This is a genomic window from Bradyrhizobium monzae, from assembly GCF_021458635.1.
Taxonomy (GTDB): Bacteria; Pseudomonadota; Alphaproteobacteria; order Rhizobiales; family Xanthobacteraceae; genus Bradyrhizobium.
Genome location: NZ_JAIRDQ010000001.1, coordinates 1,621,511 through 1,633,021 on the forward strand (window position 1 = coordinate 1,621,511; position 11,511 = coordinate 1,633,021).

Annotated in this window: 15 protein-coding genes; 7 read left to right on the plus strand and 8 right to left on the minus strand. The window is 64.4% G+C overall.

Annotated features, from left to right (window positions below):
- Nucleotides 1–88: 88 nt before the first annotated feature.
- The 7 genes from K3F49_RS07855 (at nt 89) to K3F49_RS07885 (ending at nt 5,032) form a co-directional block, all read left to right on the plus strand.
- Entirely contained in the window at nt 89–427 is a 339-nt protein-coding gene (locus tag K3F49_RS07855) for a carboxymuconolactone decarboxylase family protein (protein WP_234680305.1), read from the plus strand.
- Nucleotides 428–563: 136 nt separating this feature from the next.
- Nucleotides 564–1,835 (plus strand): sulfite dehydrogenase, encoded by a 1,272-nt coding sequence (gene soxC, locus K3F49_RS07860; RefSeq protein ID WP_234680306.1) that lies wholly within the window; start codon nt 564–566, stop codon nt 1,833–1,835.
- On the plus strand, nt 1,822–2,367 hold the full coding sequence (locus K3F49_RS07865; RefSeq protein WP_234680307.1) for a c-type cytochrome: 546 nt from the start codon (nt 1,822–1,824) through the stop codon (nt 2,365–2,367). Before soxC ends, K3F49_RS07865 begins: the two co-directional genes overlap by 14 nt.
- Before the next feature lie 10 nt (nt 2,368–2,377).
- The gene (locus tag K3F49_RS07870) at nt 2,378–2,848 is read left to right on the plus strand and encodes a DUF302 domain-containing protein (protein ID WP_234680592.1); all 471 of its coding nucleotides are present in this window, start codon (nt 2,378–2,380) and stop codon (nt 2,846–2,848) included.
- A gap of 30 nt (nt 2,849–2,878) precedes the next feature.
- Entirely contained in the window at nt 2,879–3,199 is a 321-nt protein-coding gene (locus K3F49_RS07875; protein ID WP_234680308.1) for a hypothetical protein, read from the plus strand.
- Nucleotides 3,200–3,359: 160 nt separating this feature from the next.
- Nucleotides 3,360–4,238, plus strand: a complete 879-nt coding sequence (locus K3F49_RS07880; RefSeq protein WP_234680309.1) for a carbohydrate ABC transporter permease — start codon at nt 3,360–3,362, stop codon at nt 4,236–4,238.
- The gene (locus K3F49_RS07885; RefSeq protein WP_234680310.1) at nt 4,235–5,032 is read left to right on the plus strand and encodes a carbohydrate ABC transporter permease; all 798 of its coding nucleotides are present in this window, start codon (nt 4,235–4,237) and stop codon (nt 5,030–5,032) included. Before K3F49_RS07880 ends, K3F49_RS07885 begins: the two co-directional genes overlap by 4 nt.
- Nucleotides 5,033–5,042: 10 nt before the next feature.
- Here K3F49_RS07885 and dhaK read toward each other — a convergent pair whose 3' ends face one another.
- The 8 genes from dhaK to K3F49_RS07925 are packed head-to-tail and all read right to left on the minus strand — an operon-like array spanning nt 5,043 to nt 11,508.
- Nucleotides 5,043–6,032: a dihydroxyacetone kinase subunit DhaK gene (dhaK, locus tag K3F49_RS07890; RefSeq protein WP_234680311.1), complete on the minus strand. Its 990-nt coding sequence runs from the start codon at nt 6,030–6,032 to the stop codon at nt 5,043–5,045.
- Nucleotides 6,033–6,069: 37 nt separating this feature from the next.
- The gene (locus tag K3F49_RS07895; RefSeq protein WP_234680312.1) at nt 6,070–6,495 is read right to left on the minus strand and encodes a hypothetical protein; all 426 of its coding nucleotides are present in this window, start codon (nt 6,493–6,495) and stop codon (nt 6,070–6,072) included.
- A complete protein-coding gene (ptsP, locus tag K3F49_RS07900) occupies nt 6,492–8,090 on the minus strand; it encodes a phosphoenolpyruvate--protein phosphotransferase (protein ID WP_452100619.1) in 1,599 nt (532 codons plus the stop codon). Before ptsP ends, K3F49_RS07895 begins: the two co-directional genes overlap by 4 nt.
- Before the next feature lie 4 nt (nt 8,091–8,094).
- Nucleotides 8,095–8,409 (minus strand): HPr family phosphocarrier protein, encoded by a 315-nt coding sequence (locus tag K3F49_RS07905; RefSeq protein ID WP_234680314.1) that lies wholly within the window; start codon nt 8,407–8,409, stop codon nt 8,095–8,097.
- Nucleotides 8,402–8,803, minus strand: a complete 402-nt coding sequence (gene dhaM, locus K3F49_RS07910) for a dihydroxyacetone kinase phosphoryl donor subunit DhaM (protein WP_129267357.1) — start codon at nt 8,801–8,803, stop codon at nt 8,402–8,404. Before dhaM ends, K3F49_RS07905 begins: the two co-directional genes overlap by 8 nt.
- On the minus strand, nt 8,800–9,414 hold the full coding sequence (dhaL, locus tag K3F49_RS07915; RefSeq protein WP_234680315.1) for a dihydroxyacetone kinase subunit DhaL: 615 nt from the start codon (nt 9,412–9,414) through the stop codon (nt 8,800–8,802). Before dhaL ends, dhaM begins: the two co-directional genes overlap by 4 nt.
- A complete protein-coding gene (locus tag K3F49_RS07920; RefSeq protein WP_234680316.1) occupies nt 9,411–10,418 on the minus strand; it encodes an ABC transporter ATP-binding protein in 1,008 nt (335 codons plus the stop codon). The genes dhaL and K3F49_RS07920 overlap by 4 nt, the downstream gene beginning before the upstream one ends.
- Nucleotides 10,411–11,508 (minus strand): ABC transporter ATP-binding protein, encoded by a 1,098-nt coding sequence (locus tag K3F49_RS07925; protein ID WP_234680317.1) that lies wholly within the window; start codon nt 11,506–11,508, stop codon nt 10,411–10,413. Before K3F49_RS07925 ends, K3F49_RS07920 begins: the two co-directional genes overlap by 8 nt.
- Nucleotides 11,509–11,511 lie beyond the last annotated feature (3 nt).

Genomic DNA, 11,511 nt, shown 5'->3' on the forward strand with positions numbered 1-11,511 from the left:
CGCCCGGACATGTCTCCGAGCCGCCCGGCCATATCCCGCCGCGGCGGACACAGACACACTACAGGCCAGGACACCGATGGAGGTCAACATGGCCATGTTCGACTGGAACACCTACCGCCGCCAGGTCGTCGCCGGCGTCGGTGAGATCGGGAAGTTGTCACCGGAGACGGTCAAGGGCTACGCGACACTGAGCGGCGCCGGCGCCAAGACCGCGCATCTTGACGCCAAGACACGCGAGCTGATCGCGCTCGCCGTCGCCATCAGCCTGCGTTGCGACGGCTGTATCACCGTCCATGCCGCCGAAGCAAAGAAGCACGGCGCGACCGAAGGCGAGCTTGCCGAGGCACTCGGCACCGCGATCTCGGTCAACGCCGGCGCTGCGCTGGTCTACTCGACGCGTGCACACGAGGCCTTCAAGGAAGCTTGAACAGCTGAAGGAGTGAGCGCGTCAGCGCTCACTCCTTCTAACACAAGCTAACGAGCAATCTGCGCGGCATGCGGTAAATGTCGCGACATGAGAGCGACGGTTTTTCCAAAAGACACGATTATCAGCGGGAGATCGTATGACGTCCAAGGCGACAATTGATGTATTGCCCCGACCTGCGAGCGTGTCGCGCCGGGGCTTTGTGGGTGGCCTGTCGGCGGGCATTTTGAGCGTGGCTGCGACCGAGGCGGCTAATGCGGAATCCCTGGCCGACGTCCCCGATCGCGGGCCTGGCGCGGATCTCAGCGCACACAGCGAACGATCCCGTTTCGCCAAGATCGATCGCATTCCGGAGTCCACACCAGGCAAGCGCAATATCGACCCGAGCAACGCCATCAATTCCAAGACGCCGCACCAGAGGCTGGTCGGCAACATCACGCCAACCGATCTGCATTACGAGCGCAGCCATTCCGGCGTGCCCGATATCGATCCCGAACAGCACCGGCTGCTGATCCATGGCATGGTCGGCAAGCCGCTGGTCTTCAGCGCAGACGATCTCAAGCGGATGCCATCGGTGACGCGCGTGGTCTTCATCGAATGCACCGGCAATGGCTGGGAGAACTGGAAGAAGGCTGATCCCGACTTGACGGTGCAGAACACGCACGGCCTCGTCAGCACCAATGAATGGACCGGCGTGCCGCTCAAATTCCTGATCGACCTCGTCGCCAAGGACAAGGACTCGACCTGGATGCTGGCGGAAGGCGGCGACGGCGCGGGTGTCGACCGCAGCATTCCCCTCACCGACGAGATCGTGAACGAGGCTTTCGTCGCCTATGGGCAGAACGGCGAGCCGTTGCGGCCCGCGCACGGCTTTCCGATGCGGCTGGTGATGCCGGGGTTCGAAGGCAATCTCAACATCAAATGGCTGCGCCGTCTCAAATTCGGCAGCGCACCCTGGATGACGCGCTGGGAGACGGCGCGCTACACGCAGCTCTTGGCCGACGGCAAGGCGCGGCAATTTCAATTGCGGATGGACACCAACTCCGTCATCATCCAGCCCTCTGGCATGATGCAGATTCAGCAAGGCTACAACCGCATCTCCGGCCTTGCCTGGAGCGGCCATGGCAAGATCGCCAAGGTCGAGATCTCGACCGATGGCGGCAAGACCTGGACGCAAGCGCAATTGAGCCAGCCGGTACTGTCCAAGGCCCAGGTCCGCTTCCAGATGGATTGGGCCTGGGACGGCAAGCCGACCAGGGTCGTGAGCCGCTCGACCGACGAACAAGGCAATGTCCAGCCGGACCGGCAGTCCTTCATCGCCGCGATGGGAACCAACGCGCTGTTTCACTACAACGCCCAGCAGACCTGGAGCATCGACGCGGCCGGGAGGGTTCGCAATGTCCTCGCGTAAGCGACTTATCACAGGTGTGCTCACGATCGGCCTGCTCGCCTCACCCGCCTTTGCGTTCGATTTCGGCCGTCCCGCGACACCTGATGAGATCAAGTTGTGGGACATCGACGTCGGGCCCGATGGTAAGGGCCTGCCTGACGGCAGCGGCACGGTCACACAAGGCAAGCAGGTGTTTTCGGACTATTGCTCGGCGTGTCATGGCGAGAACGGCCAGGGCGGCATCAAGGATCGTCTCGCCGGTGGACAGGGCACGCTCGCCTCCAACATGCCGGTCAAGACCGTCGGCAGTTTCTGGCCGTATGCGACGACGCTGTTCGACTACATCCATCGCGCGATGCCGTATCCGACGCCGGGCTCGCTCAGCAGCGACGAGACCTACGCCGTCACCGCCTACATTTTGAGCCTCAACGGCATCGTTCCCGCCGACGGCAAGGTCGACAAGGACAGTCTGCCGAAGATCAAGATGCCCAATCGCGACGGCTTCATTCCGGAGCCGGAATTCGACCCGGCACGATTATTTCACACGAAGTGAGCGCGTGATCATGAGGCTTCGGGCGCTCATCAAGATCCTCGCTCTGGTCGCAACGATGTGTTCATGGGAGACGCAGGCAATGGCCACAGACGGACTGATCACCATCAAGAGCAGCTTTGGGCCTGCGGACACGATGAAGCGGCTCGAGGCCGAGGTGAAGGCCAAGGGCCTTACCGTGTTTGCCCATGTCGATCACGCCGCGGGTGCGGCCGCGGTCGACCTGAAGCTGCGGCCGACTGACCTGCTCATCTTCGGCAATGCCAAGGGCGGCACGCCGTTGATGCAGCAGGCGCAGACTGTCGGCATCGACCTGCCGCTGAAAGCGCTTGTCTGGCAGGACGAGCAAGGCGCGACCTGGCTGTCCTATAACGATCCGGCCTATCTCACGGGCCGCCACGGCATTGGCGAGCGGGGGAAGGCCGTCGTCACGGCATTGACGGGCGCATTGCATGCCCTCGCAACCAAGGCGACCGCACCGTAAGCGCGACGCAACGCGCTCGAGGAGAGGCCCATGACCAGTCCCGACAATCAGTCGACCGGCCCCGGAGACGGCAAGCTTATCCGATGGGTCATCATCGCGGTGCTGTGCGCCCTGCTCGCCGCCGCCTGCATTCTCGGCTATCTCGGCTGGACCAGCACGGACACCAAGGTGCCGGAGGCGGGCTATATCGCGCTGGTGTTCGGCGTCGTGCTCTCGCTGCTCGTCGGCGCCGGCCTGATGGCGCTGGTGTTCTACAGCAGCCGCAAAGGCTATGACGAGCCGGTGGTGCTCATCCAGGAATCGGAAGGCGACCCGGAGAGCGATCGGGGCGATGAACGCAGTCCGCACTGACGACACATGATCGCCGCGCGGAACTGGGCTGCGCTGCCGTCTCTTGGACTTCAGCCGTTTGACAGGCTAGTTCTGATTTGATCCGGAATGCTGAGAAGGCCTCGGTGTCAATCGAGGCATTTTTCGTGCCTGGACGTGTCCCCCGCTGCAATCGTTTGAAATGAAGCCATACGACAACAGAGCCTGGTTCCTGGTGCTTCCCGCCCTGGTCATCGTGACCTTCGTCGGAATCCTTCCGCTGGTCGCCGTCACCAATTACTCGTTCCAGGACCTGTTCAGCCTGAGCAACCCGTATTGGGTCGGCGTCGACTGGTACCGGAACATCATCACCTCAGAGCGCTTTTACGCGAGCCTCGGACGCAGCTTTCTGTTCTCCGCCATCGTTCTGTCGATCCAACTGCCGCTCGGCGTCTGGATTGCGCTTCTTCTGCAGCGATCGCGTCGCATCGTCGTCAGCACCGTTCTCGTCCTGATCACCGTGCCGCTGGTGGTCCCGTGGAACATGATTCCGGTGATCTGGCTCAACTTCATCAATCCCAATATCGGTCTCGCCGGCCGTATGCTGGCCTGGCTGGGCGTCGGCTTCGACTACAAGTTCAATGCCCTGCACACCTGGATCGTGCTGATCGTGATGGACACCTGGCACTGGCTGGGGCTGGTCGTCGTGCTGGCTTATGCCGGCATCTCCAGCATCCCGCCCGCGTACTATCAGGCCGCCGCCATCGACGCCGCATCGCCATGGCAGGTGTTTCGCTTCATTCAACTGCCGAAGATGAAGACGGTGCTGTCGATGGCCGTTCTGCTCCGCTTCATGGACAGCTTCATGATCTATATCGAGGCGTTCCGCATCAATGCGGGAGGACCCGATAGCGCCACCGCGTTCCTCAGCCTCGACCTCGGCGAGGAGATCCAGTCCTTCAACTACGGACCGTCCGCCGCCCGCTCGATCGTCTATTTCCTGATCGTCCTGACAGTGGCGTGGATCTTCAAGGCGGCCACGAGCACACGGGCCCCGGTCGCCCTGGAGCCCGCCGAGTGAAGTCGCCGTCAGCTCTCGCGCGGATCACCCTGTTCGCACTGGTCGGTGCCTTCGTCCTGGTGCCGTTGGCGCAGACGATCGTCACCAGCTTCGTGTCGACGCTGCCGCGCGCCGGGATCGCGGAAGGGCATTTCAGCCTCATCAACTACCAGAACATTCTTCATTCGCCGGTTCTGCAGCAGGCGATCCTCAACTCCGTCATTTACGTCGTGCTCAACGTCGCGCTTTGCCTCGGCGTCGGATTACCGGCCGCCTATGCATTCGCGCGCTACAGCTTCGTCGGCGACCGGCAGCTGTTCTTCCTGCTGCTGGTGTTCCGCATCACCCCGACCGTCGTGCTGTCGCTGCCGATCTTCGTCCTGTTCGCGCAAATAGGCCTGGAGAACACGCCGGTGGGCATCGCGCTGGTTCACTGCGTCTTCAACATCCCGATCTCGATCTGGATTTTGGAGGGGTTTATCGCGTCAGTGCCACGCGAGTTCGACGAGACGGCGTTTCTCGACGGCCACTCGCTTCCCAGCTTCTTCTTTCGCCATCTCGTTCCTGCGATTGCGCCGGGCATCGGCGTAACCGCGTTCTTCTGCTTCATCTTCTCCTGGGTGGAGGTGGTGCTTGCGCGCATCCTGACGACGACCGGCGGCAAGCCGATCACCATGGCCATCAACGCGCTGTTCGGCTTCCGAACCGATTTTGGCCTCGTCATGGCGATGACCGTGCTCGCGCTCGTGCCGGGAATCGCGATGATCTATTTTGTGCGGAATCATCTTGCCAAGGGCTTCGTGATCCGCACGTGAGCCAAATCGATCAGATGCCCCAGCGAAGTGCTGCGGTATGAACGGGGGCGTCCCACAATTGCTTTGACTGGCTGTCGAGCACGGAGACGGTGATCGAGGCGCCAGCCATGTCGAGGGACGTCACATAGGACCCGGTTAGGAAGCGCGTCGCCGCGATCCCTGTCCCGTCCAGGATACGCTTGGCACTGTTGGCCATCAGATAGAGCTCGATCAGCGGCGTTGCGCCAAATCCGTTGACAAGAAGCAGGACTTCGCTGCCCTTGCTCGGCGCGAGATCGCCGAGGATCGCGTTGAGCATCTCGGAAGCAATCGCATCGGCAGATGCCAGCGGCACCCTGCGGCGACCCGGCTCGCCGTGAATGCCGACGCCCATTTCCATTTCGTTGTCTGCCAGGGTGAAATTGGGCCGGCCCGCCGCCGGAACGGTGCACGGCAGCAGCGCCACGCCCATTGAGCGGGTGCGGCGATTGACGTCATCGCCGAGCGTCTTGAGCGCGGCGAGCGGCATGCCTTTTTCGGCCGCGGCACCGACCATCTTTTCCACGATCAGCGTGCCGGCGACGCCGCGACGGCCGGTGGTGTAAGTCGATTTCTCGACCGCGACGTCGTCATTGGTCACCACGCTGACGATCTCGCGCCCTGCCATCTCGGCAGCCATGGTGAAATTCATCACATCGCCTTCGTAGTTCTTGACGATGAACAGCACGCCTGCCCCGGTGTCGACGGCCTCGGCCGCCTCGATCATCTGATCCGGCGTCGGCGACGTGAAGACCTGGCCCGGACACGCGGCATCGAGCATGCCGACGCCGACGAAACCCGCATGGAGCGGTTCATGGCCGGAGCCGCCGCCCGAGATGAGCGCAACCTTGCCCGGCTTCAGGGTACGGCGGCGCACGAACTTCCGCTCGGCGCCGAGTTGCAGGATATCGGCGTGTGCAGCCGCCAACCCGTCGAGACTCTCTTCAAGCACCGTGTCGGCGCTGTTGATCAGCTTTTTCATGGCGTCCTCCCGGTTATCTTTTTTCAGTCCGAATTCGTCAGCCGATGCTTTCGGCGTAGCGTGCGAGCTGAGCGGCGAAGTCGACGATGAGCTGCTCGAGCGCCCGGTTCTTCTTGTCGTCGCCGAGATCGGGCACGGTCACTGCGACAGTTCGCGTGCGCGTTTCGCGGTGGGCGCCGCGCAGCCGCCCCGGATGTGCGCGCCCGTAGGCTTCGAGGAAAGCGGCACGCTCGGCGCCTGCGAGATGGCAGACTTCGAAGATAATGGGGACATGCTTCGCCGGAATCGGCACCAGATAGGCCGGATTGGTAATCTGGCTGACGAAGGAGCGGTTCTTGCCGAGCGCCGCCGCGAGCTTCAACCGCGTCCCCGATGGCCGATTGTCGAGCGCCCGCCGCAGGATGAGCTTGTAATCCGCGACATTGCTGTCGCCCGGCCGGTCTTCGCCTGCATCGTCGCTCATGCGGACACCCCGGCGATGGCGGCCTTGAGCCGCGCCACCGCAATCGGTGAGACCGAGAGGGTCGTCAGGCCTGTCGCCACCAGCGCCTTCGTCAAGCGTGTATCGGCCGCGGCATCGCCGCACAGCGAGACCTCGACGCCGCGCTTGCGTCCGGCCTCGACGGTGCGCGCGATCAGCGCCAGCACCGCCGGATGGCCGGCATCGTTGAGATCGGCGACAGCACCGATGTCGCGCGCGGCAGCCATCGTGTACTGGGTCAGGTCGTTCGACCCGATGGAATAGAACGCCGCGCCAAAGTCCTCCGCGCATAGCGCAGCCGCGGGGACCTCGACCATGATGCCGAGCGGCGGCCTAGCGCAGGCGATGCCCTCTGCCCTGAGCGCCGCAAACTCCGCATCCAGCATGGCGTTGGCACGGTCGAGCTCCGCGGGGACCGCGATCATCGGCAGCATCACCTTCAGTGTTCCATGGACGGCCGCGCGGCACAGCGCCCGCAACTGCAGGCGAAACACCTCCGGCCGCGCCAGCGAGAGGCGGATCCCGCGCAGGCCCAGGAATGGATTGCGCTCGCCATCGACCGTCAGGCCGGCGATTGGCTTGTCGCCGCCGGCATCGAGGGTGCGGATCGTCACCGGCCGTCCCGTGGCCCATTCGAGAATGCGCCGATAGACCGCATATTGCGCATCCTCCTCGGGCAGGCCTCTCGATCCCTCGAACAGAAACTCCGTCCGCACGAGTCCGATGCCATCGCAAATCGCGGGATCGAGGCCCGCAAGTTCTTCGGGCGCGGCAACGTTGAGCAGGACGGCGATGCGCCTTCCATCGGCCGTCAGCGCCGGTTTGAGGCGGCCGGCATCGGCAGCGATCCGCGCGGCATTCGCAGCCACCATGCGGTGTTCGAACAGGCGGCGCGTTTCGGGCTTGGGATCAAAGATCACGGTGCCGGTGTCGCCATCGACGAGCGCCAATGACGGCGGCTGTCCGTTCCACGGCAACGGACCCAGTCCAACGACCATCGGGGCGCCGCGCGATCGCGCGAGCATCGCGACATGCGACGACGGCGATCCACTAGCCAGCGCGATGGCGCCGCCACGGGTCCAGTCGACGGCCAGGAACGTCGACGGCGAAATGTCATCGCCCATGACGACGGAATCGCCGGAGATCTGCGCGACCGCGTCTGCGCCATTCAGACCCGCGAGCACGCGGTCACGAATATCGACCAGATCCGCGGCACGGGCCCGGAAATATTCCTCATCCGCCGCGCGATAGCCGGCGATCTCCGCGTCGAGTGCCGCGCGCCAGGCTTCATCGGCCGCCGTACCGGCTGCAACAGCTTCGTAAGCCCCCTCCGCAAGCGCATCGTCGCCTAGCATCGCGACCTGGAACTCCAGGATTTCCGCGGCCTCGCCATGAACCGTCGCGATCAGCTCCGCGAGCTCCATCGCTGCCCCCTCGATCGCCGCCTTCAGCGCTGCGGCCTCCTGAGCGGGATCACCCTTCGCTGCTCGGCTCGCCACTGCATTCGTCAGCACGGCGACCGGGCCGATGGCGAGACCAGGCGAAGCGGGATGGCCGGTGAGATGGATCTCGCCCACGATTCTACGCCTCGCCGAAACCGTCATGCACCAGCCCCAGCATGGCCGCGAGCGCCGCCTCGCCATCGGGACCAGCGACGCGGAAATGCAGCGTTGCACCCTGCGGCGCCTTCACACGCATCACCTTCACCGGGCTCTTGGCATCCGTCCAGGGTCCGTCAGCGGCGAGCGCGATTTCGATCTTGGCGGTAAAGCCCTTTGCCAATTGGGTGAGCTTCACCGATGGCCGCGCGTGCAGGCCGACCGGATTGACGAGGACCGCGGAAGCGGTCAGCGTCGCAAACGTCTGGGCCGCCCGATTGGCGTTGGCATCATGCATAGAATTCCTCCGCGCTGCGCTTGACGGCGGCCAGCGGCGAGCCGCCTGAAGACTCGGTCGCAGCGATCACAGCCCCCTCGACCACCGGGGCATTGCAGACCAGGACGCGCGCGCGCCGATCCTCGGGAAGCATCTCCACCGCCATCTCCGAATTGGTCTCGGCACCACCGAGATCGACAAGGATCGCGACGCCTGCCGGTGACCAGGCCGTCTCGATCGCCTCGAGGATTCCTGCAACGTTCGTACCGAGCCCGCCATCGACATCGCCACCGGTCCAGGCCAGCGGCACCGCATCTCCGACCATCTGGCGCACCATATCGGCCGCGCCTTCCGCGATCTTCGGCGAATGCGACACGATGACAATTCCGACATTGCCGGGACGTAAACTGCTCATGTATTGACCTCGAACTCCAGTGTCTCAACTGCTGCGCCGATCAGAAGGGACGCCGAGCGCGAGCCCGGGTCCATATGACCGATGGAACGTTCCCCAAGAAACGACGCGCGGCCGCGGATCGCCTGCATCGGCGTGGTGCGATCGGCCGCTTGTACAGCCTCCGCCGCGATCGCCCTGGCGTCGCCGCCTTCCGCCAGAACGGCGTGCACCGGCACCAGGACATCCAGCAGCGTCTTCTGCCCTGCCTCGGAACGGCCGCGCGCCTTGACCGCCTCGATCGCCTTCTCCGTCGCTGCGACGAGATCGGCTCGGCTCGGTTGCTCCGGAAGTGCCTTGCCCAGCTCCATGAAGAAAGTTCCGACCAGCGGGCCCGATGCACCGCCGACCTTCATGACCAGGGTCATTCCGATCGCCTTCAGCATGTCCGGGAGCGCTTTGTCGGCAAGGCCCGGCAATGTCGCGAGCACAGCCTCGAAGCCGCGCTTCATGTTCAGCCCGTGATCCCCATCGCCGATCGCCTGGTCGAGGCTCGTCAATTCATCTGCGTGTTCGATCACCGCTCCCGCCAGCGCTCGCACCAATCTTTCCCTGGCTACCCGATCAAGGCTCATGCCGCTACCCTCCCGCCCTTCGCATCGAAAAACAGCGGCCTGTTCAAGCGGAGCGAGACCACATCGCCGGCGCCGAAGCCCGCCTCGGGATCCGCCAGGGTCACAACCGGCCGGCCGGCGAGGTCGAGATGGAGATGGCTCTGGTCGCCGAGATGCTCGACCCGCTTGACGGTCGCCGAGACGTCGCCACCGCCGCGCGCAATCGTCAGGTGCTCTGTCCGCGCACCGATGGTCTCGGCGCCGGCCGGCCCGCCGCCGAACAGGGCGGCCGGCAGCAGGTTGATCGTCGGCTGGCCCAGCCTTGCGGCGACATGCGCGTTAATCGGGTTCTCGTAGATCTCGCGCGGCGATCCGATCTGCATCAGCCGGCCGCCTTCGACCACGCCGATGCGCGACGCCATGGTCATCGCTTCGGTCTGGTCGTGCGTGACATAGAGGATCGTCGCGCCGAGATCGACCTGGATCCGCTTGAGCTCGAGGCGCAATTCGCCGCGCAGCTTGGCATCCAGCGAGGAAAGCGGCTCGTCCATCAGATAGATCGAGGGCGAACGAACCAGGGCGCGACCGATCGCGACGCGCTGCATCTGTCCGCCCGACAACTGCGTCGCCTTGTTGTCGAGCTTGGTCTCGATGTGAAGCAGACGCGCTACCTCGTGCACTTTCGCGCGGATATCGGCCTCTGGCACCCGGCGGGTCGGCGCGCGCAACGCAAAGGCCATGTTCTCGAACACGGTCAGGTGCGGATACAGCGAGTATTGCTGGAAGACAAAGGCGACGTCGCGGTCCGCCGGTGCATCGCCGGTCACGTCGCGCCCGTCGATGCGGATCGAGCCAGAGTCCGGCTGCTCCAATCCGGCAATCAACCGCAAGGCCGTGGTCTTGCCCGCGCCGGTCGGCCCGAGCAGTGCCACGAACTCGCCATCGCCGATGGTCAGCGACAGATCGCTCAAGGCTTGCGTCTTGCTGAAGGCCTTGGAAACAGCGTTGATCTCGACCTCAGCCATGCGCGCCTCCCTCATGCAGCGCGGTGCGAATGGCCCGGCCCGACGCCTTGTCGAAGATCGACAGCGTATCGGGCCGAAAGTCGAGCCCGACCGTCTCGCCGGTCCGGAACGATCTGCTGCTGGGCGAGCGGGCCTTCAGTGCGCCGTAGTGTGTCGTCACGGTCACGATCTGCGTCGTGCCCAGATACTCCGTGCCATAGACCTCGCCGCGGACCATGCCGCGATCGGTAAAGCGCACATGCTCGGGCCGTACCCCGAGCACGAGTTCGCTTTCCGCCATCGCCTCGCGCGCGGCCGGAATTGCAACATCACGCTCACCGAGCCGGATCGCCTCTGCGCCGGTCTGCAGGCCGGCGCGGAACGGCAGGAAATTCATGGGCGGCGAGCCGATGAAGTCCGCGACGAACAGCGATGCCGGTCGGTCATAAATGTCGCGCGGGGTTGCCACCTGCTCGACGACGCCATTGTTCATCACCGCGATCCTGTCGGCCATCGCCATGGCCTCGAGCTGGTCATGCGTAACATAGACGGTCGTTGCTCCCAGGCGGTCATGCAGGGCTCGCAGCTCATGAATCATGGCCTCGCGCATCTCGGTATCGAGGGCGCCGAGCGGCTCGTCCATCAAAAAGCACTTCGGCTTGCGTACGATCGCCCGCCCCAGCGCGACGCGCTGACGGTCGCCGCCGGCAAGGCCCGATACCGATCGATCGAGCAGATGGGAAATCCGCAGAATGCGCGCGGCCTCGACGACCCGCCGGTCACGCTCGGCCGCACTGATGCCCTCGCATTTCAGGGGAAAGCCGATGTTGTGCCGGACATTCATGTGCGGATAGAGCGCGAAGAGCTGGAACACGAAGGCGATGTCGCGCGCCGATGCGCGGTTCATCGTCACGTCCTCGCCGTCGAGCCGGATGGTGCCCGATGTCGGCAGCTCCAGGCCTGCGATCATGCGGAGCGTCGTGGTCTTGCCGCAGCCGGACGGTCCGAGCAGGCAGAGGAACTGACTGTCCTCGACCGTGAAGCTGGCGGACTTGACCGCATGAAACGCCCCGAAGGACTTGTCGAGCGCCTCGACCCTGATCTGTGCCATCGC

What these genes read in the sequence shown, in the direction of transcription:
- dhaK (WP_234680311.1), bottom strand. Translation starts at nt 6,032, where the DNA reads ATGAAAAAGCTGATCAACAGCGCCGACACGGTGCTTGAAGAGAGTCTC.
- soxC (WP_234680306.1), top strand. Translation starts at nt 564, where the DNA reads ATGACGTCCAAGGCGACAATTGATGTATTGCCCCGACCTGCGAGCGTG.
- K3F49_RS07855 (WP_234680305.1), top strand. Translation starts at nt 89, where the DNA reads ATGGCCATGTTCGACTGGAACACCTACCGCCGCCAGGTCGTCGCCGGC.
- K3F49_RS07875 (WP_234680308.1), top strand. Translation starts at nt 2,879, where the DNA reads ATGACCAGTCCCGACAATCAGTCGACCGGCCCCGGAGACGGCAAGCTT.
- dhaL (WP_234680315.1), bottom strand. Translation starts at nt 9,414, where the DNA reads ATGAGCCTTGATCGGGTAGCCAGGGAAAGATTGGTGCGAGCGCTGGCG.
- K3F49_RS07920 (WP_234680316.1), bottom strand. Translation starts at nt 10,418, where the DNA reads ATGGCTGAGGTCGAGATCAACGCTGTTTCCAAGGCCTTCAGCAAGACG.
- K3F49_RS07870 (WP_234680592.1), top strand. Translation starts at nt 2,378, where the DNA reads ATGAGGCTTCGGGCGCTCATCAAGATCCTCGCTCTGGTCGCAACGATG.
- K3F49_RS07880 (WP_234680309.1), top strand. Translation starts at nt 3,360, where the DNA reads ATGAAGCCATACGACAACAGAGCCTGGTTCCTGGTGCTTCCCGCCCTG.
- K3F49_RS07895 (WP_234680312.1), bottom strand. Translation starts at nt 6,495, where the DNA reads ATGAGCGACGATGCAGGCGAAGACCGGCCGGGCGACAGCAATGTCGCG.
- K3F49_RS07925 (WP_234680317.1), bottom strand. Translation starts at nt 11,508, where the DNA reads ATGGCACAGATCAGGGTCGAGGCGCTCGACAAGTCCTTCGGGGCGTTT.
- dhaM (WP_129267357.1), bottom strand. Translation starts at nt 8,803, where the DNA reads ATGAGCAGTTTACGTCCCGGCAATGTCGGAATTGTCATCGTGTCGCAT.
- K3F49_RS07905 (WP_234680314.1), bottom strand. Translation starts at nt 8,409, where the DNA reads ATGCATGATGCCAACGCCAATCGGGCGGCCCAGACGTTTGCGACGCTG.
- K3F49_RS07865 (WP_234680307.1), top strand. Translation starts at nt 1,822, where the DNA reads ATGTCCTCGCGTAAGCGACTTATCACAGGTGTGCTCACGATCGGCCTG.